20 protein-coding genes, 3 tRNA genes and 1 pseudogene are annotated in these 26,129 nt (G+C 69.1%); 6 read left to right on the plus strand and 18 right to left on the minus strand.

Annotated features, from left to right (window positions below):
• The 3 genes from rsfS to nadD all read right to left on the minus strand — a co-directional run bounded on the left by rsfS (window position 1) and on the right by nadD (window position 2,779).
• On the minus strand, window positions 1–381 hold the full coding sequence (rsfS, locus tag C3B71_RS10875) for a ribosome silencing factor (RefSeq protein WP_108968018.1): 381 nt from the start codon (window positions 379–381) through the stop codon (window positions 1–3).
• Window positions 382–522: 141 nt separating this feature from the next.
• Entirely contained in the window at window positions 523–2,106 is a 1,584-nt protein-coding gene (locus C3B71_RS15950) for a hypothetical protein (RefSeq protein ID WP_159097676.1), read from the minus strand.
• Window positions 2,099–2,779: a nicotinate-nucleotide adenylyltransferase gene (gene nadD, locus C3B71_RS10890; RefSeq protein ID WP_108968021.1), complete on the minus strand. Its 681-nt coding sequence runs from the start codon at window positions 2,777–2,779 to the stop codon at window positions 2,099–2,101. The genes C3B71_RS15950 and nadD overlap by 8 nt, the downstream gene beginning before the upstream one ends.
• A 359-nt stretch (window positions 2,780–3,138) precedes the next feature.
• Here nadD and C3B71_RS10895 point away from each other — a divergent pair, with 359 nt between their 5' ends.
• Entirely contained in the window at window positions 3,139–4,449 is a 1,311-nt protein-coding gene (locus C3B71_RS10895; RefSeq protein WP_073330872.1) for an anaerobic C4-dicarboxylate transporter family protein, read from the plus strand.
• A 30-nt stretch (window positions 4,450–4,479) separates the two neighbouring features.
• Here C3B71_RS10895 and C3B71_RS10900 read toward each other — a convergent pair whose 3' ends face one another.
• The 4 genes from C3B71_RS10900 to C3B71_RS10915 all read right to left on the minus strand — a co-directional run bounded on the left by C3B71_RS10900 (window position 4,480) and on the right by C3B71_RS10915 (window position 8,529).
• Window positions 4,480–5,559, minus strand: a complete 1,080-nt coding sequence (locus tag C3B71_RS10900; protein WP_108968023.1) for a sensor histidine kinase — start codon at window positions 5,557–5,559, stop codon at window positions 4,480–4,482.
• 60 nt (window positions 5,560–5,619) lie between these two features.
• The gene (locus C3B71_RS10905; protein ID WP_073330876.1) at window positions 5,620–6,288 is read right to left on the minus strand and encodes a response regulator transcription factor; all 669 of its coding nucleotides are present in this window, start codon (window positions 6,286–6,288) and stop codon (window positions 5,620–5,622) included.
• A 97-nt stretch (window positions 6,289–6,385) separates the two neighbouring features.
• On the minus strand, window positions 6,386–7,444 hold the full coding sequence (locus tag C3B71_RS10910; protein WP_073331392.1) for an adenylate/guanylate cyclase domain-containing protein: 1,059 nt from the start codon (window positions 7,442–7,444) through the stop codon (window positions 6,386–6,388).
• Window positions 7,445–7,584: 140 nt separating this feature from the next.
• A complete protein-coding gene (locus C3B71_RS10915; RefSeq protein WP_108968024.1) occupies window positions 7,585–8,529 on the minus strand; it encodes a biotin--[acetyl-CoA-carboxylase] ligase in 945 nt (314 codons plus the stop codon).
• A 753-nt stretch (window positions 8,530–9,282) separates the two neighbouring features.
• Here C3B71_RS10915 and C3B71_RS10920 point away from each other — a divergent pair.
• A complete protein-coding gene (locus tag C3B71_RS10920) occupies window positions 9,283–9,939 on the plus strand; it encodes a Maf family protein (protein WP_073330880.1) in 657 nt (218 codons plus the stop codon).
• A gap of 6 nt (window positions 9,940–9,945) precedes the next feature.
• Here C3B71_RS10920 and C3B71_RS10925 read toward each other — a convergent pair whose 3' ends face one another.
• The 5 genes from C3B71_RS10925 to C3B71_RS10945 all read right to left on the minus strand — a co-directional run bounded on the left by C3B71_RS10925 (window position 9,946) and on the right by C3B71_RS10945 (window position 11,500).
• The gene (locus C3B71_RS10925; RefSeq protein WP_159097677.1) at window positions 9,946–10,779 is read right to left on the minus strand and encodes a MaoC/PaaZ C-terminal domain-containing protein; all 834 of its coding nucleotides are present in this window, start codon (window positions 10,777–10,779) and stop codon (window positions 9,946–9,948) included.
• 104 nt (window positions 10,780–10,883) lie between these two features.
• On the minus strand, window positions 10,884–11,051 hold the full coding sequence (gene rpmG, locus C3B71_RS10930) for a 50S ribosomal protein L33 (RefSeq protein ID WP_108968028.1): 168 nt from the start codon (window positions 11,049–11,051) through the stop codon (window positions 10,884–10,886).
• A 58-nt stretch (window positions 11,052–11,109) separates the two neighbouring features.
• Window positions 11,110–11,183: transfer RNA gene (locus C3B71_RS10935), tRNA-Met, on the minus strand.
• Between the two features lie 40 nt (window positions 11,184–11,223).
• Window positions 11,224–11,296 (minus strand) — tRNA-Thr (locus C3B71_RS10940).
• Window positions 11,297–11,415: 119 nt separating this feature from the next.
• A tRNA-Tyr gene (locus C3B71_RS10945) sits at window positions 11,416–11,500 on the minus strand.
• Window positions 11,501–11,674: 174 nt separating this feature from the next.
• On the opposite strand from C3B71_RS10945, the gene C3B71_RS10950 reads away from it, so the two are divergent.
• The gene (locus C3B71_RS10950) at window positions 11,675–12,421 is read left to right on the plus strand and encodes a hypothetical protein (RefSeq protein WP_146752340.1); all 747 of its coding nucleotides are present in this window, start codon (window positions 11,675–11,677) and stop codon (window positions 12,419–12,421) included.
• Window positions 12,422–12,472: 51 nt separating this feature from the next.
• Here C3B71_RS10950 and htpX read toward each other — a convergent pair.
• The 3 genes and pseudogenes from htpX to C3B71_RS10965 all read right to left on the minus strand — a co-directional run bounded on the left by htpX (window position 12,473) and on the right by C3B71_RS10965 (window position 16,063).
• Window positions 12,473–13,335: pseudogene (gene htpX, locus C3B71_RS10955) on the minus strand (zinc metalloprotease HtpX).
• A gap of 51 nt (window positions 13,336–13,386) precedes the next feature.
• The gene (ald, locus tag C3B71_RS10960) at window positions 13,387–14,502 is read right to left on the minus strand and encodes an alanine dehydrogenase (RefSeq protein WP_108968033.1); all 1,116 of its coding nucleotides are present in this window, start codon (window positions 14,500–14,502) and stop codon (window positions 13,387–13,389) included.
• A 73-nt stretch (window positions 14,503–14,575) separates the two neighbouring features.
• Window positions 14,576–16,063 carry an FAD-dependent oxidoreductase gene (locus C3B71_RS10965; RefSeq protein ID WP_108968035.1) on the minus strand — a complete coding sequence of 496 codons (1,488 nt, stop codon included), beginning with the start codon at window positions 16,061–16,063 and terminating at the stop codon, window positions 14,576–14,578.
• A 1,416-nt stretch (window positions 16,064–17,479) separates the two neighbouring features.
• Between C3B71_RS10965 and C3B71_RS10970 the strand changes: the two genes are divergently transcribed.
• From C3B71_RS10970 to C3B71_RS10980, 3 genes are all read left to right on the plus strand, one after another.
• Complete coding sequence (locus C3B71_RS10970) at window positions 17,480–18,595, plus strand: hypothetical protein (protein ID WP_108968037.1); 1,116 nt, start codon at window positions 17,480–17,482, stop codon at window positions 18,593–18,595.
• A gap of 166 nt (window positions 18,596–18,761) precedes the next feature.
• On the plus strand, window positions 18,762–20,237 hold the full coding sequence (locus C3B71_RS10975) for a hypothetical protein (RefSeq protein WP_108968039.1): 1,476 nt from the start codon (window positions 18,762–18,764) through the stop codon (window positions 20,235–20,237).
• A 242-nt stretch (window positions 20,238–20,479) separates the two neighbouring features.
• Window positions 20,480–21,808: a hypothetical protein gene (locus C3B71_RS10980; RefSeq protein ID WP_111890612.1), complete on the plus strand. Its 1,329-nt coding sequence runs from the start codon at window positions 20,480–20,482 to the stop codon at window positions 21,806–21,808.
• 68 nt (window positions 21,809–21,876) lie between these two features.
• On the opposite strand, the gene C3B71_RS10985 is transcribed toward C3B71_RS10980, so the two are convergent.
• The 3 genes from C3B71_RS10985 to C3B71_RS10995 are packed head-to-tail and all read right to left on the minus strand — an operon-like array spanning window position 21,877 to window position 26,113.
• Window positions 21,877–22,983, minus strand: coding sequence for a polyprenyl synthetase family protein (locus C3B71_RS10985; RefSeq protein WP_108968043.1), 1,107 nt, complete (start codon window positions 22,981–22,983; stop codon window positions 21,877–21,879).
• Complete coding sequence (nuoN, locus tag C3B71_RS10990) at window positions 22,980–24,545, minus strand: NADH-quinone oxidoreductase subunit NuoN (RefSeq protein ID WP_108968046.1); 1,566 nt, start codon at window positions 24,543–24,545, stop codon at window positions 22,980–22,982. The genes C3B71_RS10985 and nuoN overlap by 4 nt, the downstream gene beginning before the upstream one ends.
• Window positions 24,542–26,113 carry an NADH-quinone oxidoreductase subunit M gene (locus C3B71_RS10995; protein ID WP_108968049.1) on the minus strand — a complete coding sequence of 524 codons (1,572 nt, stop codon included), beginning with the start codon at window positions 26,111–26,113 and terminating at the stop codon, window positions 24,542–24,544. The genes nuoN and C3B71_RS10995 overlap by 4 nt, the downstream gene beginning before the upstream one ends.
• Window positions 26,114–26,129 lie beyond the last annotated feature (16 nt).

Here is a 26,129-nt window from a genome sequence, read left to right on the forward strand (position 1 = left end):
TCAGGCCTGGGCCGGTTCCGAGGCGAATTCGGGCAGAGGCACCAGCGGGCAGTCCTTCCACAGGCGCTCGAGCCCGTAGTACTCACGGTCCTCGGCCTGCAGCACGTGCACGACGACGTCGGCGTAGTCCAGGAGCACCCAGCGGACCTCCTCGAGCCCCTCCCGCGATCGCGCCTTGACGCCCGCCTTGAACATGGCCTCCTCGACGGCGTCGACGATGGCACGCGCCTGGCGCTCGTTGGCGGCGGACACGATCAGGAAGATGTCGGCGAAAGGCAGACGCTCGGATACGTCAATGGCGACGGCGCTGTCCGCCTTCTTCTCGGTGGCGGCGCGGGCCGCGACGGCGGCCAGCTCGACGGCGTGTTCAGTAGCGGGCACGGGGCTCCTTCTCCGGCTGAGACATCGGTGTTGGCCCACCACTCTACGGGCCGACTCGCGGCATGAAACACGCAGGCGGCCTAGTGTGGCCAAGCCGACGTCCGCGGCGGAGCGCGGTACCGGCGAGTTGGTTGCGCCGGGCTAGACGAGCAGATGCGTCCAAATATCGAGCACCTGCGGCAGCGAGCCGATGATGCCGTTGTGGCGCAGGAACCACACCACGGCGAGCACAACCAGCGCGATCACCACGGCCAGCAGCACGATCAGCAGCGTGCGTCCCGCACGCGAACCGCCCTCGGCCTGGGCGTACGTCGGCGCCGAGCTCGCCTCGGCCGGTGCCTGCACCGCTTGGCGCCGCGTCGACTCCGCCTCGGCCAGCGCCGGCGCCGGGGCCGTGGTCGCGGCGGTTTCGGTCCTGGCCTGGTCCGCGGCCTCGGAGCCGGCCGCGTCCGCGTCGGTCAGCGAGCGCCACTGCGGGTTGTCGATGCCGCCATAAACCTCGACGTCCTCGGCTTCGTCCTCGCGGTCCTCGCCCGCGGCGTCCTGGGAGACCTGCAGCGCCGCGTCCGGCTGAATCACCGGCTGGACGGTGCTGAGCTCCCCGGTGTCGGTGTCCACCGTGCGCACACCCTGGGCGGCGGCGGGAATGCGGACGATCGGGCGGCGGGTCGGCACCTTCGGCTCTTCGTCCTCCACGGCGGGCTTTTCGTCCTCCGCGACGGGCTCGGCGGCTTGGTCGTCGGCGGACTGGTCGTCTGCGGTCTGGTCGGACTCTTCCGCGACGTGCCGGTGCCGCAGGGAGCGGCGCGTGGGGATGGGGGCCGCCGTATCCGGCTGCACGTCCACGATCGGGGCGTCAACCGCCTCGAGGACCCCGGTCGGCAGGCTGGCGATCTCTTCCTTCTGCGCGTCGGTCAGGGCGGTGTCGGCCGCCTGCGGGGAGGGAGCGCCGGGCACACCCGTCACCGGCGTGGCGCCCGCGGATGCAGCCGTTCCTTCGACGGCCGGAACCTCCACGGCTGCGGGCTCCTCAGCGGGGGTCTGCGTCGGGGTCGGGGCCGACGGCGACGCGGCCCGGCCGAACGACTCGGCCTGCGCGGGGGACGCGGCTTTGGATTCCGCCGGTACCTCAGCCTTGCGGGCAACCTCAGAATCTGCCTCGTAGCCGGCGTCGGCGCCGACTTCCTTCACCTCCGGCGCGCCGGCCTTCGACTCGGCCGCCTCCGGCACCCCGGCATGCTCCGGCGCGCTGACCTCCGGCTCAGCAGAGGCAGGCTCCGACTCGGCGGCCACCTCGGCTTCTGCCTCCGTAGGCTCCCCGGACGCGACCTCCTCAGGCTCCGCCGACTCGGCCGGGCTCTCGGCGGTGGCGGGAGTCGGCATCGTCGCCTGCTCGGCAGGAACGGCGTCGGCGGGCGTCGCGGCGACGGCGTGCTGCCCGGTGGCCTCGTGCGCAGGCACACTGATGACGGGCTGGTCGGCCAACGGATCCTGGAGGGCGCGGGCCTGCTCGGGAGTGATCTCCCCGGCTTCAAGCGCCTGCTGCAGCGCCTCCGCCTCCTCACGCAGGCGCCGCATCTCCCGGCGAGTGAGCAGCGGCTGCTGCCCGGTCAGCATCGCCTCACGCTCGGCGGCGCGCTCCGCCTCCCGGATGGCACGACGGCTGCGACGCGGGGCAGCCCCCGAGCCGGACTCGGACTGGTTGACGTCGGTGTTCTCACTCACCTTCGCTCTCCTTCCTCAGGGACTGCTCGCACGCTACGTGGGCGGTCATCGACGTCGTCGACGCCGACCGCTCGGCCACGCGGTAAAGACCATATTTGCGGATGTACTGGACGACGCCGTCGGGCACCAAATACCAAACGGGACCGCCGTGGCTGACCCGCTCGCGGCAGTCGGTGGAGGAAATAGCCATTGCAGGCACCTCCACCAGAGAGATCTTGTCCGCGGGCAGACCCGTGTCCGTGAGCACGTGACCGGGCCGCGTCACCCCCACCATGTGCGCCAGGGAGAGGATCTCCTCGTTGTCCTTCCAGGTCAGGATCTGGGCGAGGGCGTCGGCACCGGTGATGAAGTACAACTCGGCGCCCGGGTACTCCGCCATGATGTCGTGAAGCGTGTCGATGGTGTAGGTGGTGCCACCCCGGTCAATGTCCACCCGAGAGACCGTGAAGCGCGGGTTCGATGCGGTCGCGATTACCGTCATCAGATAGCGGTGCTCGGCCGGAGAGACGCGCCGGTCCTTTTTAAACGGCTGCGCCCAAGTGGGCACGAAGATGACCTCGTCCAGTTTGAAGACGTCCTGTACCTCAGAGGCCGCCACGAGGTGGCCGTGGTGGATCGGGTCGAAGGTGCCGCCCATAATGCCGATGCGCAGGGGACGCGCGCTGCCGCTCACAGGCACCTCACTAAGGTGTCGGTCTCCACGCACACTCCTCCGGTTCGTTCCGCACGCCGAATGCGCACGGGCGCCTACATACTGCCACGTTGGGACCAGCATGGCCGATTCTCACACGCGGAGCGCCACTGTTATCAGGCCAACGACAACCAAAAGCTGACACATCCGAGCACTCAAAACTCGCACACGGCAAACCGAGTATGGCTACGATCACATCAGGCTGTCGTCATCCTCCTACCGCTTCTCCCAACGACACCTGACTGAGTCCCTGCCAGGCCAGCACCGGTGAAGACAACGCAGGCGTTGCGCGGAAAGCCGGCCGACGGCAGCTCTGGCCCCCACCCCGAAAGGAGACCACGATGATCTGGTTCCATCTGGCCGTCGTCTTACTGTTCATAATCATCGGTGCCCGCATGGGCGGTGTCGGCATCGGTCTGGCCGGCGGCGCCGGCATCCTGGTGCTGGTACTGACCGGCGTGCACACCTCCACCGATGACGCCCCCTGGGAGGTCATCGGCATCATCATGTCGGTGATCTGCACGGTTGCGGCGCTGCAACTCGCCGGAGCCATGGACCACCTGGTCCACCTCACCGAGGTGCTACTGCGCAAGCACCCCAAGCAGATCGTGTTCCTCGCACCGATCGTCACCTACCTGATGTCGTTGCTGTGCGGTACCGGGCACACCGCCTACTCCGTCATTCCCGTCATCGTGGATGTGGCCAAGGGGCACGGCATCCGCCCGTCGCGGCCACTGTCCATCGCCGTGGTCGCCTCGCAGGTGGGCGTGGCCGCCTCCCCCATCTCCGCGGCCATGGTGGCCCTCGTCGTCGCCCTGGAGCCGATCAACATCGGCTACCTGCAGTGCCTCGCCATCGTCATTCCCACCACCTTCATCGGCTGCATGGTCGGCGCCGTCGTCGCCTACTTCCAGGGCAGCGAGCTGGAGGACGACCCGGTCTACATCGAGCGGAAGGCCAAGGGCCTGGTCAAGCCCTCCACCGCCGCGGCCTCCGACTACCAGGCCGCCCCCAGCGCGGTGCCCAGCCTGTTCATCTTCCTGGGTGCCCTCATCGCGGTGGTCGCCTACGCCACCATCTCCTCCCCCGAACTAAACATCATGTCCGACCCGCCGATGGGCTCCACCCCGGCGATCATGACCATCATGCTGGCCACCGCCGCGATCATCTGCACCGCCGCGAAGAAGCCGACCACCCAGATCGCCTCCCAGGACACGTTCCGCGCCGGCATGACCGCCGCCGTGTGCATCCTCGGTCTGGCCTGGCTGGGCAACGCCTTCGTCAACCAGTATGAGGAGACCATCTCCAACGCCCTGTCCGGCCCGTTCCAGGCGGCCCCCTGGCTGGTGGCGGTGTTCTTCTACTTCGCCGCGCCGCTGATGTTCTCCCACGCCGCCACCACCCGCGCGTTCATGCCGCTCATGGTGGCGCTCGGCCTGCCCGGGACGGCGCTGGTGGCCTCCTACCCGGCGGTGGCGAACTACTACCTGCTGCCCAATTACCCGACGACGGTCGCCGCCATGGAGATGGATGACACCGGCTCCACGCGCGTCGGCAAGATGGTGCTCAACCACCCCTTCGTGCTGCCGGGCACCGCATCCATCATCGTGTGCGTGGCCCTGGGCTTCCTCATCGCCCCGTTCATCCTCTGACCACGCCGCCCGGGGCGCGCAGGAATGGGCTCAGAGTCGCCGCCTACGGCCCACGCTCACCAGCGCGCCCCGGGGCAGCACATTGTTGGGGTCCAGGGACTTGGGCACGGCATTGAGCAGGATCGAGAAGACGGCGGGCTTGCGTTGGGACAGTTCGATGCGCCCTCCGTCGGCCTCCACCAGGTCCTTGGCCAGCGCCAGCCCCACGCCAGTGGAGCCGTGCCCGGAGACGTTGCGTTCGAACACATTCGGGGCAATGTCCTCGGCCACGCCCTCACCCTCGTCAGCGACGTCGATGAAGACGCCGTGCCCACCATTGGCGCTGCGCACGTTCACACTGGTGGTGCCGTCGCCGTAGCGCAGCGAGTTCTCAATGACGGTGGCCAGCACCTGTGCCAGCGACCCGGGCGTGGCCAGCACCGGCATGCCGACCTCGTCGGTGAAGGTGATCTCGCGTCCCGCCTCGTGGAATGCCGGCTCCCACTCCTCGCGCTGCTGGTCGAACAGGTCCTTCAGGTGCAGCGCCTCGGTGGTGCCGCCGCCGGTGCGCCGGGAAATGCGCAGCAGATCCTCCACCACGCCGGCGAGCCGGTCCACCTGCTCAATGCAGGCGCGGGCCTCCTCGCGCACCTCCTCCTGCGTGGACAGCAGCTCAATCTCCTCCAGACGCAGGCTCAGTGACGTCAGGGGCGTGCGCAGCTGGTGGGAGGCGTCGGAGGCGAACTGGCGTTCGGCGGCGATACGACCGGCCACGCGCTCGGCACTGCGCACCAGCTCGGCCTGCACCAGGTCGATCTCCTCGATGCCGGACGAACGCAGCCGCGGGCGCACCTGCCCGGATCCGAGCTGCTCGGCCTCGGCCGCCAGGTAGATCAGAGGGGCGCTGATGCGCCGCGACGCCCTGGCCGCGACGATGTAGGCGGCCACCAGCGCCACCGCTGCCAGACCGACCGTGGTCAGTACCACGACCATGATGACCCGCAGGTGGTCTTCACCGTCGGAGGAGGCTCGGGGGGCGACGGCGATCCAGGCTCCGCCCAACGGCACCCCCAGGAGGAGGACGGCGACGGAGACCGCCGCCATGGTCATCTGCATCGCTCGGCGTTGCATTGTCCCTGCCTTCACAGACGGTCGCTTTGAGTTGTGGTCGGTTCCGGATCCGGCGTTCGGTCAGACCGCCAAACGGTATCCGGCACCGTCGGCCACGAGCAGTGCCGGGGCATCGGCGTCGTCACCCAGCTTGCGGCGCAGCCAGGTGATGTGCATGGCCAGCGTGTGCTCGGTGCCGGTCGGGTCCTCGCCCCAGACCTCCTTGAGGATGTCCTCGGTGGGCAGCACCTGGCCGCCGCCGCGCACCAGCACGCGCAGCAGCTCGAACTCCCGCGTGGTCAACTGGAGCTCATCCCCGCCGACGAAGGCGCGGTGGGCGGCGATGTCCACACGGATGTTCCCGGCGACCAGCTCCTCCTCGATCGCCTCCCCGGAGGCACGCCGCACCTGGGCCCGCACGCGGGCGAGCAGCTCGGCCAGGCGGAAGGGCTTGGTCACATAGTCGTCCGCGCCGGCGTCGAGGCCAACCACCAGGTCGGTGTCCTCGCTGCGGGCGGTGAGCATGAGGATGGGGATGGTCAGTCCCTGGGCGCGAACCTGCCGGGCCACGTCCAGGCCGTCGATGTCGGGCAGGCCGAGGTCGAGGACGATGATGTCCGCCCCGTCCAGGTCTTCGAGGGCGCCCTTGCCGGTGCCGTGAGCGTGGACCTCATAGCCCTCACGGCCGAAAGCGCGGGCGAGCGGCTCGGAGATGGCGGGGTCGTCCTCAACGAGAAGCACAGTCGTCATGCGCAGGATCGTATGCGACCAAGGCGGCAGGCGTCATCCTCCCCGCGCAGGAGGTGTCCCGCCTCAGGACGGGGCGAATACCCGGGATCGGTGGGCCTCAGGCCAGGGCGAGCGCCCACGGGGTGACGTTGCCCAATCCCTTGGCAACCACCTCGTGGCAGGGGTGAACCGTGTACTTGTGGGCGTCCGGGCCGTTGAGAATGTCCATGGCGGTGGCCTCATCCATGCGGATGCCACCGGGCTCGGCGGTGTCCACCAGCCGGGAGGCGAGGTTCACAGGCGGACCGAAGACGTCCCCGGAGCGGGAGACGACCCGTCCCTGCACCAGGCTGGCGCGCACCCGCATCATCTCCGGGCCCGACTGGAGCTCATCGACGAGCGCGGTGACGACGTCGGCCGCCGTGGTCAGATCGTCGGCGATGTACATGACCGCATCCCCGATGGTCTTGACCACACGGGCGCCGCGGGAAGTGACCACGTCGCGGGCGGTGGACTCGAAGTCGTCGAGCATCTCCGAGAGCTCCAGCCTGCCCATGGTCTGGGCGCGCTGGGTGAAGGAGACGATGTCCACAAAGCCCAGGGAGCGGATCAGCGGGTAGAAGTCGGGTCCGGCGTCCTCCCGGCCCCGGCGGGAGACCTCCGAGTCGGTGCGGTCCAGCAGCGACGCCAGGTGCCGGCGCCACACGTAGATCAACTGCTGGGACAGGGAGTCGATCATCTCGTCAATGTGGTCCAGGGCCACCAGCCGCGCGGCAGTGTCGTCCAGGTGCAGGCGCTGGGAGATGTCGGCGACGAGGGTTTCCAATTGCCAGAGCACCAGCCGGTCCATGGTGAAGGACTGGGCGCGCAGCAGTTCCAGGACGCTACTGGCGGCGAGCCCGCCCCCGGGCGCGTGCGCGGACGGCAGGCCGTCGTCGGTCTCGTCGATCAGGTCTGCGATGGTGCGCAGGGCTACGGCGTCCTGATCGGTGAAGCAGATTTCGTCGGGGTCGACGTCGGCGAAGCCCATGGCGCGCCAGAAGCGGCGGGCCAGATCCATCCCGGTGCCGGCGCGGTCGGCGATCTGCCGCAGGCTCAGGCTGGGGGTCCCCTGCAGTAGCCGCTGCTCGTGACCGCGAACCGTGGCCCAGGCGTCGTCGGCCGGGGCGCCCGCTATGGATGCGGCCTCGCCGGGATCGGAGTCCCCGGCGGGGGTGCTCGGGCCGGGCGTCTGCTGATGGGTCACCGCGCAAGAGTAGCGCACATCACATGCACGCGATCAATCGTTAGAGCAAACAGAAGGATTCGAAACTCCGGTCAGGCACCGCCGGCTCGGCCGGCCTCGCCGTCGCTCACATCCGCCGCACGCACGCCCGTCACCTCCCCCGCGGTGACGACGACGCGGCGCGCAGCGGTGCCGTCGCCCACCTGCAGGACCAGGCCGGGGGCGAGGTCGACGGCGGTGCCGGTGATGGTCTCCGCGGGACCGGTGACGCGCACGCTCTGTCCGAGGGTGGCGCAGGCGCCGCGCAATTGCATCCCCAGCGCGCCCGCGCCGGCGTCCGGGTCGCCGTTGCTCGCCTCCCAGTCGGCGAGCAACTCCGCCAGGTGGCGTCCGCAGTCCTCCAAGACCGCCGCGGCCGCGGGTGCGGGGGCGCCGAGTGAGGTCAGGGAGGCGGCCCAGGGCACCGGCAGCTGCGCGGCGGGCTGGGCGAGGTTGATGCCGATGCCGACGACGACGGCGGGTGCCTCGCCCCGGCGGGCCGGGGCGGCGGAGTCGGAGGCCTCGCTGCCACCGGGCGCGCCGATCAATTCCGTGAGGATGCCGGCGACCTTGCGGCTGGTCCCCCACCCCGGCACCTCCGCGGGCGCCAACGCCGCAGGGGTGGGCACGGCGACGACGTCGTTGGGCCACTTGGTGGCCACGCTCCAGCCGGTCGATTCCAGGCGGGGGGCGAGGGCGCGGGCGACGGCGAGGCCGGCCAGCAGCGGAAGCCAGGCCAGGCTGGCGGCGGGCACTAGCGGCCGCACCACGATCGAGGCGGTCAGTGCACCGGTGGGCGGCGTGGTCCAGGTGTGGTCGGCGCGGCCACGGCCAGCGGTCTGGGCGACGGCCCGCAGGGCGGACAGGTGGGGCCAGGCGGCGGCCGCGGCGGGGTCGAGGGCGCCGTCGGGGCCGGTCAGCGCCAGCCGCAGGTCGGTGTTGGTCGAGCCGGTGCGCTCCACCACCACGAGCCGGCTGAACGGGGAGCAGGCGGTCATGCCACCAGCCTATGCGAGCACCGAGGTCGGTTGAAGGTACGGCCGAGGTGGTGGTGTCAGGGGGTGGTTTGAGCGCCGGTGTTGGGGCCGGTCGTCGGTGTGATTGGTGCGCCCACTCGGCGGCCGAGGCGCCTGGCCCAGTGATGTTGTTCGAGTCCCTGTGGTGAGTCTGCACACTCCAGAAGTGAGCGCCGCGACAGAATCCGCGGAATTGTGCGGATTTGACCTGCGGCTCTAGTGTCATGACAGTGCTCCAGTGTGCAACGAGGGCCTCGTTGCACACTGGAGCGATGTCACCGGAATCGGGCCGAGAAACCACTTCCGCGTATTTCCAGGGGAAAACGGCGGTCAGCCGAGTCTGCTCGGATCACCCTTGCGTGCAGACCGGCGCTAGTTCGTGTTGCGTTAGTCGGGGTGGTGTTGGCGTGGTGGTGTTGTCGTGGTGTGTGGGATGGAGTGAGGCTTTCGGGGTATCACGGGTGGCGTGAAAATGCCACGGGGCTTGCCCCTGTGGGCCTGGCACCGCTCCGGTTGGACCGCCCACGCCCCCTTGGACCGCCCACGCCCCCTTGGACCGCCCACGCCCCGTTGGACCGCTGTAACCGGCGGCTACGGCGGTCCAACGGGGGAACAGCGGTCCAACGGGCGGGTCGACAGCCGCGCACGCAGACACCGGGGCTTGCCCCGACGCTCCCGTACTACGCCCTACGGTCACGAACCACACCCCTGACTTACTCATCTAGGCTTGAGCCCGTGCTTGTTCTGGCATCTCAGTCCACCGGTCGGCTGGCGACCCTGCGCGCAGCCGGTGTCGATCCGCAAGTGCTGGTATCGGACGTCGACGAATCCCGCGTCCTGGCCGACCTCGCCGACGCCCACGCGGCCGCCGATGCTCCCGCCCCCACGCCCACCGAGCAGGTGCAGGCGCTGGCGCGGGCAAAGGCGCTGGATGTGGCCGGTGGCCTCCCGCCCGCCGCGGTGGAGGCGGACCCGGACCTGGTGGTGGTCGGCTGTGACTCCATGCTGGAGATCGATGGCGCGGTGGTGGGCAAGCCCGGCACGGCGCAGCGGGCCCGCGAGCGCTGGCTGACGATGCGCGGCCGCAGCGGCACCCTGCACACCGGTCACAGTCTGGTGCGCGCACGCGATGCGGCCACCGCCGAGGGCGTGTCCTCCACGATCGTGCACTTCGGCTCCCCCAGCGACACCGAGATCGACACCTACATCGCCTCCGGGGAGCCTCTGTGGTGTGCGGGCGCCTTCACCATCGACGGCCTGGGCGGCGCCTTCATCGACGGCGTCGAGGGGGATCCGCACGGTGTGGTGGGCATCTCTCTGCCGCTGCTGCGGCGCCTGCTGGCCCGCCTGGGCATCACCTGGACCGATCTGTGGTCCGCGCCGGCGCGCTGAGCCCGCTCAGCGCCGCACCAGCACGGTGCGCCCGGCGATGGTGAGGCCGCCGGCGGGGAGGACGCCGAGTCGGGCCACCCCGCCGCCCGGCAGTGCGGCGGGGCCGGGGAAGCGCAGGTCGACGACGCCGGTCGTGGAAGTGAGGGCGAGGCTGAGTGCGCCCAACAGCAAGCCGTGGGCGACGAGTTCCTGCTCCCCCACGGCCAGCCCGGCTCGGTGGGCGGCACCGGGGTGGAGGTGGATGGGGTTGTGATCGCCGGTGGCGTCGGCCCAGGCGCGCACGTCCGCAGCCGTGATGGTGAGGGTCCCGGGCGTATCGACGTCGCGGAGCGCCGAATCGGTGTCGGCACCCGGCGGGTGCGGACCGGTGGGGACGGGAGGGGCGGTCGGCGGTGTGCGGCGGGCCAGGTCGTGGGTCACGCGGGCGCCAGCGGGCCAGGCGGGTCCGGCGTCGCGGACGACGACCGCCCCCTGCAGCAGTTCCCAGCCGCCGCGAGCAGTTCGACGAAGGCCGACCTCGGCGCCTCCGGCACCCGGCTCCTGGGGGCGATCGTCGGGAGCCTGGGCGCCGACCGGGGCGATCCGACAGCGGCGGTGGATGAGGCCGGCCGCGCCCGTCTCCATGGGGCGCTCAGGCGGCCGTTGCCCGGCGCTGTCCGATTCGAAGGCGCCGTCGCTGACCAGGTGCTCGGTCAGCCGCCCCAGTGCCAGGACTGCGGGCAGAAGCTGCTGCGCCGCGCCGGTTGCACGGGACCACGGCGCGGAGCGGGCGGTGGCGACCGTCTCGCGCCCAGGGGTCGGCGCTGTGCGCATGAGTACGCGCGCTATGACGGCGGCCATGTCCGCGGCCGTCGCGGCACCCGGAGTCGCCGTCGTGGAGGTACAGCAAGGCCCCGGCGACCTGGAGTCGTCGGGGCCTGTGCGCGCGGGGGGCGCCGCCATGATCAGCGGGTCTCGCGGTGCTCCGTGTGCTTGCCGCAGCGCGGGCAGAACTTCGACAGAGACAGCCGGTCCGGGCTGTTCCGGCGGTTCTTCTTGGTGATGTAGTTGCGCTCCTTGCACTCCGAGCACGCCAGAGTGATCTTGGGGCGAACGTCGCTGGACTTAGCCACGTAACTCTCCTCTCAGTGATCCTCGAGCGGCCCTTGGGGTGCCATGCTCGAACTTGCGTAGCGGGGGAGGGACTCGAACCCTCGACCTCACGATTATGAGTCGTGCGCTCTAACCAGCTGAGCTACCTCGCCAGATGACACGTCAGGGGCCCGTAGGCCCCCGCAGTATCAGAGCCCCGAAAGGGATTCGAACCCTTGACCTTCTCCTTACCATGGAGACGCTCTACCGACTGAGCTATCGGGGCAACGAGCGGAACTTTAGGCAGATCGGATTCGCACACGCAACTCCGTTCGCCGTGGCTTCGCTCACCGCGGCCCCGCCTTGCGGGCGGGTCTGACTGCGTGCGCGCAAACGCCGCAACCATGGTGGCGGGTGAGGGATTCGAACCCCCGTAGCATACTGCGGCTGATTTACAGTCAGCTCCCATTGGCCGCTCGGGCAACCCGCCGGGCTCCGGGCTCGTCGTAGGCCGTTCTCACGACCTCACGTCCTCGCTCGGTGCCGTGGAAGGATAGCAAGCCGACGGCGGCGCACGCCAATCGCCGCCATAGGACCCTGCTCACAGCGACGCCGGTGCCACGTCCAGCCCCATCTTGACGCGATGCGTTCTAGAGTCGTTGCCATGTCGCAACCTCAGTCCCCCTACGGCCCCAACCAGCAGCCCGCTCCCCAGTCCCAGTACGGACAGGCCCCGTACGGTCAGCAGCAACCCGGGATGTCGACGCCGACACCCGGCGCTCCCATGCAGCAGCCCCAACAGCCCACGCGCCAGAAACGCCGGATCCCCACGATTGTGATCGCAGTGCCGTTGATCATCATCATCGGCGTCATCATCGGCGTGACTTCGCTCAATCGTCCCACCCCCGCCACCAAGGCCGCCACCGGGGAGTGCATCCAGGAACCGGAGGGCAAAAAGAGCAGCGAGGTCCACGTCACGGACTGTGACGCCGACGACGCCGCCTACAAGGTCACCGCGGCCGCCGGAGCCGACTGCACCACCTTGGCAGGTACAACCACCGTCTATGAAGACCTGTGCCTGATCGGCGTGAACGAGGACCCGAGTATCTCGTTGGCCGGCGTACAGGAGGGCGACTGCCTGCACATCAACGAGTCCACCCGGGAGGCCACGGCGCAGGACTGCACTACTGGGAGTCGTGAGGTCTTGAAGGTACTCACCGACGTCAAGGACTCCGAAATGGAGACATGGCCTGACGCCTGCTACAACGCCGGCGTCGATGATGACGCATACGACTATTGGTACGTGTGGAACTTCGACTTCTACAGCTCCAGCACCGAACCCAACCTGGGAAGCCTGACCGGAGACGACACCAACGACATCGTGTTCTGTCTGGGCACCGAGCAGCCCTGATTCTCTCTCCCCCCCCCGGCCTAGGCACCGCGGCCGCGCCACGCCGCCGAATCAGTAGCCGGCCATCTGCTCCAGACGGGCGATGCGCTGCGCCATCGGCGGGTGGGTGGCGAACAGGTTTCGCACCCCGCCGAAGGGGTTGGCGATCATCATGGCGCTGACCGGCTCCAGGCGCGGGTCCTGCGGCATGGGCGCGGCGGCCACGCCCGTCTCCAGCTTGTGCAGCGCACTGGCCAGGGCCAGCGGGTCGTTGGTCAGGACCGCGCCGTCGTGATCGGCGTCGTACTCGCGGGTGCGGGAGACTGCGAACTGGGTCAGGCTGGCCGCCAGCGGAGCCAGCAGCGCCAGCAGGAGCAGGACGATAGCGTTGGAGTCGCGGCGGTCGCGACCCCCGCCGAACCACATGATGCCGGTGGCGATCGAGGAGATCACCCCGGCGATGCCGGCGGCGATCGAGCCGGTCAGGATGTCCCGGTTGTACACATGGGACAGCTCGTGGCCGAGCACTCCCCGCAACTCCCGCTCATTGAGCAGCTGTAAAATGCCCTGGGTGCAGCAAACGGCGGCGTGCTGCGGGTCACGGCCGGTGGCGAAGGCGTTCGGGCTCACGGTCGGCGCCACGTACAGGCGCGGCATGGGCTGCCCCGCCGCCGTGGACAGCTCGCGCACGACGGCGTACATGACCGGCTGCTGCGCCTCGCTGACCTCGACGGCGCCCATGGAGCGCACCGCAAGCTTGTCGGAGTTCCAGTAGGAGTATGCCGTCTGCGCCACCCCGATCGCGGGCATGAGCAGCAGCCAGACGCTCGAGCCGGTGCCGCGCGCCAGCAGCCAGCCGATCAGGAGCAGCAACCCCCACAGTCCCCCATGAGGACCGCCGTTTTAAGTCCGTTGTGGTGGTTCGTGCTGGTCATGTCGACGAGTGTATGAACACTCGCTGTGGCCTTGCTGGGAACGGGCCGTCTTCAGGCCAGCAGAGTGGCCACGTCGGCGACGGCGAGGTCCAGGGCCTGACCGACGCCGTCCGTGTACAGGGCGCCGGCGTGGGTGGCCAGGCCGCGGGCGAGGTCGGACCGCTGCCGACACGCGTCGCGCCAGCCGTTGTCGGCCAGGGCGACGGCGTAGGGCAGGGTCGCGTTGGTCAGTGCGTAGGTCGAGGTGTAGGACACGGCCCCGGGCATGTTGCCGACGGCGTAGAAGATCTTGCCGTCCACCTCGTAGGTGGGCTCGGAGTGGGTGGTGACGTGGGAGTCCTCGAAGCATCCGCCCTGATCGATGGCGATGTCCACGAGCACCGAGCCCGGGCGCATCGCCTGGGCCATCGCGTGAGTCACCAGTCTGGGGGTGCGAGAACCGGGGACGAGCACGGCCCCGATGACGAGATCGGCGTCGGCCACCGCGCCGGCCACATCCAGCGGGGTGGAGAAGCGCGTGCGGACCGTCCCGCCGGTCAGTTCGTCGATCTGGCGCATGCGGACCGGGTTGACGTCCATGACGGTGACGTCCGCACCCATGCCGGCCGCCACGCGGGCGGCGGCCAGGCCGGCGGTGCCACCGCCGAGGACGACGACGTTGCCACGGCGCACGCCCGCGGCTCCGCCCAGCAGCACGCCGGAGCCGCCACCCGGGGCGAGCAGGGCGTCTGCACCAACCTGCGCCCCGAGCCGCCCCGCGATCTCGGACATGGGGGCGAGCAGCGGCAGACCGCCGTCGTCGGTGGCTACCGTCTCATAGGCGACGGCGGTGACCCGCTTCGCCAGCAGAGCCTCGGTGAGCGCGCGGTCGGCGGCCAGGTGCAGATAGGTGAACAGCAACAGGCCCTCGCGCAGGTAGCCGAACTCGGCCGGAACCGGCTCCTTGACCTTGAGGATCATTTCGGCGTCGCCCCAGACAGAGGCCGCCTCGGCGGCGATGTCCGCGCCGGCGTCGAGGTAATCCGCATCGGTGATGCCGGCGCCCAGCCCGGCGCCGGCCTGTACGGTCACCCCATGCCCGTGGCGAACCAGTGTGTCCACGCCTGCCGGCGTGAGCGCCACGCGGTACTCGTGATCCTTGACCTCGGTGGGGACGCCGATGCGCATGGGAGGCTGCCTTTCTCTGGTTGGCGCCTGGACAACAGGCCTGGGCGGCACAGCCTACCGCCCCGGCGGCGGGTCAGTCCCGCAGTCGGTGTGCGACCCGCTCGGGCACGCGGTCGGGGTCCGGCTGGCCGATGAGGTCGTCGGGACCCTCGGTGCTGCGGGAGATGGCGGTCATGGCATCCCGGGCGACGACCTTGACGCGCTCGCGCGGCTTGGACTCGCCCCCAGTGACGGTGACCTCGCCGTACTCCTCCCCCAGGTGGCGTTCGTAGGCGTCCAGCAGCTCCCAACCCTCCCAGGTGGTGTAGGGCACGTCGCGGGAGTCGAGCAGCGCCAGCAGGGCGTCGTGGCCGACCTGGGACTCGTCCTCCGTGGTGGCGTGCAGCAGGCCGGCGTTGGCGTCGGCGACCAGGTTCGTGATCGTCTCCTGGGCGTCGGACTTGGTGGAGCCGATCAGGCCGACCGGGCCGCGGCGGATCCAGCCGGTGGCGTAGATGCCGGTGAGCGGTTCACCGTCATCGCCGAGCACGCGGCCGCCGGCGTTGGGGATCACGTGCCGGTCGGCGTCGAAGGGCAGGCCCTCGATCGGGCTGCCGGCGTAGCCGACGGCGCGGTAGACGGCCTGCACCGGCCAGTCCCGGAACTCGCCGGTGCCGGAGACGGTGCCGTCGCCGTTGAGGCGGGTGCGTTCGGTGCGCAGGGCGCGCACATGCCCGGCGTCGTCGGTGAGGATGGCGGCCGGCGCCTGGAACAGGTGGATGTGGATGGTGCGGGAGGCGGTCAGTTCCTCGGGTTCCTGCATGGCGTAGTTCTCCAGGGCCTTGACCACCTGCCGCTGCTGGTTGGAGACGGCCAGGGCCTCGCGGGAGCCCTCGTCGTACTCGAAGTCCTCCTCGTCGACGGTGACGTCCACGTCGGGCTGCTTGCCGAGTTCGCGCAGCTCCAGGGGGGTGAACTTCACCTGGGCGGGGCCGCGGCGACCGAATACGTGCACGTCGGTGACCGGGGACTTCGCCAGGGTCTCGGCCACATTCGTCGGGATCTCCGTGGTCATCAGGTCCTCCACGTGCTTGGCCAGGATGCGGGAGATGTCCAGGGCGACGTTGCCGACGCCGATGACGGCGACCTGCCGGGCCTCCAGCGGCCAGGTGCGCGGGTGGTCGGGGTGACCGTCGTACCAGGAGACGAAGTCGGCGCCGCCGTATGCCTCGGGCGCGTCAATCCCGGGGATGTCCAGGGGGGCGTCGGTGTCGGCGCCGGTGGAGAAGATCAAGGCGTCGTAGTGCTCGTGCAGCTCGGCGACGGAGATGTCGCGGCCGACCTCCACGTTGCCGATCAGCCGGATGTCGCCGCGCTGGAGGATCTTGTAAAGGGCCACGATGATCTGCTTGATGCGCGGGTGGTCCGGGGCGACGCCGTAGCGCACCAGCCCGTAGGGGGCCGGGAGGCGCTCAAACAGGTCGATATTCACGTCCAAACCCGATTTCGACAGGATGTCCGAAGCGTAGATACCGGCGGGGCCTGCTCCGATGACGGCAACATTGAGGGGACGTGCGTTCACTGCTCTTCGTTCCTAGTGACTACGGGTGGGCGGCCCCACGCGCACCGGGCGGTGCGCCGCTCAGGCCGGCCCAAGTGTATGCGGGTGTTCGCCGGTCGCGGTGTGGCGTGCGTCCCGCTCGCCCGACCAGGCTCCGCCGCTCCGCTCGCCGAAGTCGACACGAGTGGCGCACCGCGACCGATGCAGGCGGCGCATCACAGTCAAGGCCGAGCGTTTCCGGCTCTTCGTGTTTGTGGGTGTGGTGGGTGGGGTGTCTGGGTGGTGGTTTGTGTGTGCTCCGGCGGGTGCGATGAGCGGGGATGGGATAGTTCACCGTGAATCTCGGTGGATCACGGCGGACAGCGGCGGATCGTGCGTGACGGTTCGGGTGCTTGCGTGAAAGTTCGCGCCTTCGCCTGACGGTTCGTACGCTCGGGTCGACGGTTCGGCACATCCAGCGACGGTTCGTACGCTCTGGTCGACGGTTCGGCACATCCGGCGACGGTTCGTGGGGTAGGGGTACGAACCGTCGTCGTTCATGCCGAACCGTTGGTGCTACCTGACGAACCGTCACCGGAACACACGAACCGTCCACCCCACGACACCACCCCATGACGCCGCGCCCTGACGCCGCACCATGACGGCCCGCGTGCCAGTGCCCTCCGACGCCGCACTCGGCAGTCCGCCTGGCCCGCGCCCGGCGGTGCGGGTCAGCGCCCGGCCCGCGCCCGGCGGCGTGGGCCTGGGCTTCAGGGACGGGGACCCGCCCCCGTGGCCCGGGGATGGCGGGGCCCGTGTTCCTCGGCTGGCTGTGCTCCCGTGAGACGGCTGTCATGTCGTTTTACGACCTTGGGGTGCGATTCACGACCACCCCGGGGTCGTAAACCACACCCCAAGATCGGAAACCAGCGCCGACCAGCGCTTCGCACTCGAGGGTGCGACCGCTCGGAACAACCGCACGGAGGCCATCCACGGGCCCGGCAGGCCGCCCTCGGGCACGGGAGATGGCCTTCGGGCACGTGAGGCTGCGCGCGGGCGCGGGAGAGGTCGTCCTCGGCAGAACTCGTTCTCAGGCCAACCAGAACACACCACCAGCCACACCCCCAAACACGAAGAGCCGCGTTTCCGCGGCAGGGACACACCAACACCGCCCGATATAGAATTGAAATAATTCTTTCGTTTGGATTGAGGAGTCTCATGAAGCGCCGTCATCTTCTCGGCGGAATGCTGGCAGCTGCCGCATTCCCCCTGACTAGCGCATGCCGCCCGCGGACGCCGTCGAGCGGGCCCACCGCTCGTACGCCCACTGTCGGAGCGAGCGCAGCGCCCTCTGCAACGTCCACCCCGCGTATTCCGACCGCCTTCGACGACGCCGGGAGTCTGCCGGGATCAGACTTCCGACCCGAGTCGTTCACCTGGCTCCGTGGCGGCTACCTCGTGGGCAGCAGCGGCAACACCTGGTGGTACGGGGATCCATCCGCCATGAACTACTGGTACTTCACAGCCGACGGCACCGACGCCGACTCCATGGAACTGGTAGCCATGGGCTCCGCCGAAGAGCTTCAGAACCTCGCACCGCAGGTCGGACCGGCTCAGATTCTCACCGACGAAATCATGGTCGTCGACGCCGCTGCCCACTTCGGCTATGTCGTCGTAACGGCGGTACGCACCGGGGTGACCCAGGAATCCGCCTGGCAGGCCCATCTGCTCAAGGTGGATCTGGAGGCTGCGGCTGTCGTGGCAGTGCTGCCGCTAGACGTCGACGCCGCAGTCGACACCACGATCGGCAACTGGGCGATGGCGCTAGACACCGACGGCATCAACCTGGGCGTCGGTACCGGGAGAATCCGTGGCGACACCCGCGTTTGGGCCATCAACACCGAGTCGATGGAGATTGCCCTTAAGGATCCGCATCAAGTTGGTTATGACACCTTCCATCAGGTCAACGGCGACGCCCTACTGACAGGCACGGCGAGCTCCCCCTACTCCGAGGGCGCCTACCCGCCCTACATCGTCTACTCGCTCGAGTCCGGCAACCTGGTCACCCAGGAGAACAACACCGACACCTACCTGCTCGGCCGCTGGCTGTATTGGCTGGAGACGGCCTTCGACGCCTGGCGCGTCATGGACGTGACCACCGGCGAGGAGGTGACCATGGCCGATCAGCCTCCCGTAGGCGCGCCGGACGCGCGCCCGACGGTGTGGGAGACGGGCGGTTATTCGGTCGTGCGCACCGACTCGGCGCTGGATGTGCGCCCCCTCGGTTCACCGACGGCGACACTATCCCTGTCTGCGGACGCCGGCGACACCATCCCCGCAGCGCTTGCCGTCCACCGCGATGTCGTTTATGCAGCCTATCCCTCCGCCGCGCATGAGCTGCACCTGATCGATCTCGCCACCGGCGAAGAGCTGGCCACCGCCAGGCTCGGAACCGAGGAGGACGGAATCGATCGTGAGCCGCAGGCGCTAGCCGTCTCCGAGGTCGGTGCCGGCTACTTCTACAGCCGAGGCGGGGCCTGTACCTTCCACGCAGCCACCGACTGGCTGCACTGACCGGCAGCTCCCGGTACACAACGTCCTACCAGCCCGGGGGTGTCATTGGTGCCGGTCTTAGCAACAGGGCGGCGGGCAGCCCTGCCCATGGGCATATCGGGAGCACCCCGGGACACTGGGACCGTCTCCATCCCCGTCCCCGGGTGCAGGCCCGGTAGGAGTCTCGATGCGTCGACGCACTGTTCTAACCGCCGCCGCCTTGGGTGCCGTCGGGTCGCTCATCGGCTTGCCCGCCTGCTCCGTCTTCAACTCCCCCAGTGCGGCGCCGACGCCGTCACCGGCCATGCCGCCCGGCCCGGACGCCGTCCCGGATGCTCTGAGCGACCAGCACCTGTGGCCGGGTGGCTCTCACGTGCGCTCCACTGTCACCGCAGTGCGCGAACACTTCCTTACCGGGGCCGTTCAGGCCACCGAGGCCACGGCCTACGTCCAGGGGATGTGCCCGGTGGTGGTGGACCTGAACGGTCCCACCACATGGGGCGTCCTCCTCGACGACGACGGACGGTGGACCACTAGGCAGGTAGTGCCGGACAGCAAGGCCGGGCCGGGCGAGCGCGACCCGGACGACAACCAGCCCACGACCATGCTCGTCGCCGGTCCGGCGGTGATTGATGACACGCACGCCTACACCGTCGTGGCCGCTTTGGCCGGCGTGCCGTACAACCAGGAGTACTACTCCCAGCCCGACGACGCCTGCCTCGTCAGCCTGCTTAAGGTCGACCTGGCCGACGGGTCCCTGGATGCCGTAACCACCGTAAGCGAGAGCTGGCCGGCCAGCGCGATACGCCATCTCTGCCTGTCCTTCACACAGGACCGCGCCGGTCTCCTACTCACCGGCGCTCCCGACACCGACGAGGGATCCTTCCGTAAGGAGACATACGCCCACATCGGGCTGCGTCTGTCTACCGAAGATCTCTCCGTGGAGCTGGACAGCCACGACCTTCTGCGCGGCCGAGGCTACGACATGGTCTCCCCCTGTGGCCAGGCCGTGGTGGGCAAAACCGAATTCGGCCGGGAATGGCTGCTGGTCTGCCTCGAGGACGGCACGCTTATCAGGCCGTCTGAGGACGCCTACCCCCACCTGGTGCGGGATGGCTGGTTCTATTACCAGCAAGAGCGTTCCCTTCGTGCCCAGGAGCTCGGTTCGAAAGAGGCCATCACCGTGACGGACATGGACATTCAGACATCGAATGGGAGCTACTGGCCGGAGATCTACTCCGATCAACCGGAGATCATCCAGATCGGCAGGAGCTCGGCCTCGGGGATAGAAGCTCTCCGTGTGTTACGCCCCGGCCAGACCACCCCGATCGTGTCCTGGAATGGCGAGGACAAGGTGCCTGATGGCGCCTGCGTATGCGGGGATGTCCTCTATGCCTGGTACCAAGAGGACGCTAGTGGCCACTTGCGCGTGGAGATGATCTCGCTGAGTGAGGGGGAGGAGGGCGACGCCCTGGGCACGTGTGAGACCGGGGAGATGACGGTGACAGTGGATGACTCCCCTGTGGTAACCGCCTGGGGAGTTGCCGTAGGCGACCGCTTCTACGCGGCCACACAGTGGCTCGACGGCGTCCCCCAGCAGCCCACGGGGACAGCCAGTCCCGGCCCCGCATCACCCCAGGCCTCCTCCAGCCCGACCGGATAGCGGCACCTTCACCGTCGTCCCCGGTGCCCATCCCACATCAGCAACCCACCGCTCGCCCAACACTCGCCATCAGGCATTTAGGAACAGCCATGCGTCGTCGTACCGTCCTAGCCACTGCCCTTGCCGCAACCCTTGGCTCCGGAGCTCTCGCCGGCCTCACCGCCTGTTCATCCTCCGGCAAAAGCAACGTCATAGCGCCCACCCCCTCGCCCGTTCCGGCTGCGACCATCAAGCAGCCGCCTGTGCCCGCGCCACCGTCCTCCACCTCCTGCCCCTCAGGCTTCTCCTCCCGGGTACTGTGGCCCACTGCCAATGTGCCCTCCGCCATCACCGCTGTCCACGAGCATTACCTGGCAGGTACTGCTGAGGTTAACGACGACCTACTCCCCGAAACCAACGGCCTGCGTCCCGTGGTGGTGGATCTCAATGGTCCCACCACCTGGGCGGTACTCCTGGACGAGGACGGGGAACTGATCACCAAGGAGGTCGACCTCAAAGATTCTCCCGCAACGTCCCGCCTCGATCCCTTCGGCACCTCCGACGACTCCGCCTCTCCCACCCCCGGCCTTCCCTATACGGCGCTGAGCGCTGGCCCCGCCGTCATTGATGGCACCCACGCATACCTCGTGGTAGCCGCCGTTGACTATGCCTACCCCGGCGAAACCATCCGCGGTTCCATGAACTTCCCGGTCAGCCTGGTTAAGGTCAACCTGACTAACGGTGCTCTGGAGACGTCTACAACGATCAGCGAAGGGCTGCCCATCAAGGACGTCATCGTGCCGACCAGCTCGCGCCACCCGGGAGGCGGGCTTCGCAGCGGACTGTACCTGTCCCTGTCGCCGGACCGCACCGGCCTGCTGCTATCCGCCGATCCGTCCAGCGACTCCTACGACGCCCAGCCCTTGGGGCTGCGTCTGTCCACCGAGGATCTCTCCGTCGAGCTCGATGTCCTGGCCGACGTACCCAACCTTGGGCCGTTCGACCTTTACGGCGAGGCTGTGAGGATCAACAGCAGCGCAACCTCCGTCATCTCGCTGGCAGATGGACAGGAAGTATCCATAGAGGCCGCTGAACCGTTCTTCGCCTGGAACGGTTGGCTCTACTACTACGGCGCTCCCACACGCTCCGTCAACAACAGCTGCTACGCCCGCGAAATGGCAACAGGACAGACCATTGCCCTCGACGTCACGGACTCCTATTTCAACGGCTCAACCGTGTCCTATGCCATCGGCAGCTCGTATCACGTGCCAGGCATATTCAGCGACCAGCGCCAACTTCTTTTCACCGCCGGCCCCTTTTACTACCTCGACCCACCGAGCTCGACCACCGGAGCTCCCGGCTGGGACAAGAGTCGGCCGGCACCGCAGGCCGCCTGCGTTTTCGGCGACGTGCTGTACACGGTTCCCGCGGCCGGGGCGGACACAACCGCCGACGTCGAGCTGACCTCGGTCACCACCGGCGAGCCACTGGGCGAGGTCGCCGGGGTGGGGATTGACTGGCCGATCGCGGTCACGGCTTGGGGCCTGGCATGCGGCGGCAGCTTCTACCCCGCCAACGCATGGCTGGACTGATCCCTGTCGCCATGTCATTTCCGCCGGTTCAGGTGCGCTACTTGTGCCGGTCTCGGCGCGGCTGACGGTCAGGCGGCGCGGTCCACCAGCAGATGGGCGAACTGCACCATGCCGTCGTGCACCAGCGCCGCCCGCTCCCGCGCGTCGGCCAGGGCGGCCTCGCGCGCAGATCCGGTCACGCCCGCGGCATCCAGACGATCCTTGGTACCGGCCAGCACAGTCTCTTCCAGTCCGTTCAGCACCGCGATCGCCTGGTCCGCCCAATGCGTCGCCATTTCCCGGGTGCGGCTCAACACCGGATGCACCCGAAGCTGGGCGACGAGACCGGCCAGGACCGCGTCGTCGGACAGGTCGGCGCTAGACAGGGTCGCCAGGATCGACTGCCCGGCGGCGTCCAGCTCGCCGGCGGCAAGCGCCTGACGCAGCAGCAGCACCGGCATGGTGTCCACGCCCTCCCGCAGGTCTGTGCCCGGCGTCTTGCCGGTGGTGGCGGCGTCGCTGGTCAGATCTATGCAGTCGTCGGCCAGTTGGAAGGCCACGCCGATCTTCTCCCCGAAGGCCTCCACAATCGCCTCGGTAGCCTCCCCCGCTCGGGTGAGCATGGCACCGTAACGGGCCGAGACCGCGATCAGCGAACCGGTCTTGTCCGCCAGCACCTGCAGGTAGTGCGCCACCGGATCGGTGCCCGCGGGGCGCGGCAGGGTCTCATGCAGCTGCCCCATGCACAGCCGCTCAAAGGTCTTGGAGTGGGCCAGCACCGCCTGCGGTCCCAGCGCCGCCACCAGCTGGGAGGCGCGCGCCACCAGCACGTCGCCGGCGAGGATGGCGGCGGAGTTGCCCCAAACGGTCTGTGCGCTCGGGGCGCCGCGCCGCAGCGGGGCCTCGTCCATGACGTCGTCGTGGTAGAGGGTGGCGATGTGGGTCAACTCGACCGCGACGCCGGCGTCTCGCACCAGCTCGCCCGTCGCCAACTCCGGGTCGCCCAGTTGGGCGGTCAGCAGCGTCAGCACCGGGCGCAGCCGCTTCCCACCGGCCGCCGCCAGGTGGGAGGTCGGCGGGTTGATCGTCGCGTCAGCGCTGCTGACGACCTCGAGCAGGCGCGTCTCGACGGTCTCGAGCTCCGGAACAATCCGTTCTTCGAGCTGCGGCAGGCTGAGTGGCAGCGTTCCAATCACGGCAGGAGCATAGCGGCGTCTGCCAGCGAGCCGAGCACGGCCTGCGGCAGCACGCCGATCAGGACGGTGGCGGCGGCCGCCAGACCGATCGTCAACGCGGCCGGGCCCATCGAGCCGACCACGACCACGCGGTCGCCGTCGGGCTCCCGGAAGAACATGAGCACGATCAACCGCATGTAGAAGAAGGCCGTGGCAACGGAACTGACGATGGCGACGATCACCAGCCAGGTGGCCCCACCGGCGATGCCGGCGATGAACACCTCGAACTTGGCCATGAATCCGGCGGTCAGCGGGATCCCGGCGAAGGACAGCAGAAACACGGTCATGGCGCCGGCCAGCCAGGGGCTGCGGCGGCCCAGGCCGGTGAAGGCCTCCAGGTCATTGGCTTCGGCACCGGGGGCACCGTCGTGGCTGGTGCGCACCAGGCCGATGATGCCGAAAGCGCCAACGGTCGCGATGCCATAGGTGAGCGCGTACAGCAGCAGGCCACTCACGCCCATCCCGTTCCAGGCGATGATGCCGATGAGCATGTAGCCGGCGTGAGCGATGGCCGAGTAGGCGAGCATGCGCTTGACGTCCTTCTGGATGACACCGACGACGGTGCCCACGGCCATGGTCAAGATGGCGACGGTCCACAGGAAGGGGGCCAGGTCCCAGCCGAGCGTCCCGCCGAGCACGTAGTAGAAGCGCACCAGGGCGAGGAAGGCGGTGGCCTTGACCCCCGCGGCCATGAAGCCGGTCACGGGGGTCGGCGCCCCCTGGTAGACGTCGGGGCTCCAGGCGTGGAAGGGGGCGGCAGCGGTCTTGAACAGCAGCCCGACGGTGACCAGGGCGACCCCGGCCAGCGCCAGCCAGTCCATGCCGGCCACTCCCCCACCGCCGATGGCCATGGCAATGACGCTGTAGTCCACCGAGTCGGACACGCCGTATAGGAAGGCGGCGCCCATGAGCAGGAAGGCGGAGGAGAAGGCGCCCAGCACGAAGTACTTCAGGGCGGCCTCCTGACTGAGCAGGCGGCGGTGGCGGGCCATGGCCGCCATGATGTACAGCGGCAGCGACACCAGCTCCAGGGCGACGAACAGGGTGATCATGCCGTTTGCCAGCGGGAACAGCATCATGCCGCCCAGCGAGAACAGGGTCAGGGGGAACATCTCGGTGGCGACCCAGCCGGCGTGGATGGATTCCTCCTCCTCGGCGCTGCCGGGCCGGTCGGCGGCCTGTGCGGCGAAGGCGCCGTCGTCGGCGGTGGTGCGGTCGGCCATGACCAGGACGGCCAGCAGGCCGATGGCCAGCAGAATGCCCTGGGCGGCCACCCCGAAGGGGTCTTCGGCGATGCCGGTGGTCAGCTCCCGGCCGCTGCCGACGGCCACGACAACACTCCAGCGGCCCGACAGGGCGACGGCGGAGGCGAGGATGGCCAGCAGGCTCAAGAGGACCTGGACGGCCGGGCGGACGCTACGGGGCACGAAGGCCTCCACGAGGACGCCGACGACGCCCGCGCCCAGAATGATCAGTACCGGGGTGAGGCCGGCCCATTCAATGACCGGGGCGGTGAAGCTCACTTGGTGTTCCCTTCTGCGATCACGACGGCGACAGCGGGGTCGGCCGGGGCGGTGGGCACGGTGGCCAGAGCGGCGGTCTCGCCGGGGGCCTCCACGGCCGCGGCGACCTGGCCGGCGACGTCCTCGAAGGCGTCTGTCAGCGGTGCGGGTGCCAACCCGACGGCGAGCATGGCGGCGATCACCGGAACCAGGACCAGCTTCTCGCGTCCGTCCAGGTCGGCGCTGCCCACCCGCTCACGGGCGGGGGCGCCGGTGAACACCCGCTGGTAGGGCAGCAACACATACACGGCGGCGATGATGACGCCGAGCACGGCGACGACGCCGAGCGGCACCGACTTCGAGAAGGTGCCGGTCAGCACCATCCACTCCGGCACGAAGCCGCTCAGGCCCGGCAGGGCGATGGAGGCCAAGCCGGAGATGAGGAAGGTGCCGGCGATCAGCGGCATGACTCGCTGCATGCCGCCGAGTTCACTGATGGCCACGGTGCCCGTGCGGCGGGCGAGGAAGCCGCTGACCAGGTACAGCCCGGCGATCGACAGCCCGTGGGCGACCATGTAGACCATGGCGCCGGTGGCGGCGATCTGGCTGCCGACGAACAGGCCCAGCACCATGAAGCCGAAGTGGCTGATGGAGGTGTAGGAGATCAGCCGGTAGAGGTTGTCCTGCGCGACGGCAGCCAGGCCGCCGTAGATGATGCCGACCACGGCCAGCACCAGGATCACCGGGGCGGCCCAGGCGGATTCACGCGGGAACAGGGGCAGTACCAGGGCGGCCATGCCGTAGGTGCCGATCTTGTCCAGCACGCCGATCAGCAGCACGGAGGTTCCCGGAGTGGCCTGCTCGGCGGTGTCCGGCAACCAGGTGTGCACCGGCACCATCGGCGCCTTGATGGCGAAGGCGATGAAGAAGGACGCGAAGATCCAGCGGCCGGCCGTGGTGGAGGCGGTGATCTGGCCGACCAGGTTCTCAACCAGGTAGGCGCCCTCGCCGCGCGGCCCGTACACGTACAGGGCCACCACACCGACCAGCATGATCAGTCCGCCGGCCAGGGAGTACAGCAGGAACTTCAGAGCGGCGCGGCGGCGGCGCTCACCGCCGAAGCGGCCGATCAGGAAGTACACCGGCACCAGCATGGCCTCGAAGCAGATGTAGAACAGGAAGACGTCGCGGGCGGCGAAGATGACCACCACGAAGGCCTCCAGCACCAGCACCAGGCCGCTGAACAGGCCCTGCTGGTCGGCGGGGATCTCACCCCAGCTGGCCAATAGCACCAGCGGCACCAGGAAGGCGGTCAGCAGCAGCATGGCCAGGCCGAGGCCGTTGACGCCCAGCGCCCAGGACACGCCCAGCATCGGAATCCAGGAGTGGGTCTCGGTCAGCTGGATGGCGCCGGCCTGGGAGGCGTCGAAGACGGCGAGCGTCCAGATTCCCACGCCGAGGGTGGCCAGGGCGAACAGCAGGCCGATGACCCGACCCTGGCGGCGCAGCGGCGGCACGAGCCACAGCAGCAGTGCCCCGCCCAGCGGGACGATGGCCATGGTGGTCAGTACGGGGAACGTTGCATTCATGGGCTTGTCGTGTCCT

Origin of the sequence: Actinomyces sp. Z16, assembly GCF_003111765.1 — a bacterium.
GTDB lineage: Bacteria > Actinomycetota > Actinomycetes > Actinomycetales > Actinomycetaceae > Actinomyces > Actinomyces glycerinitolerans.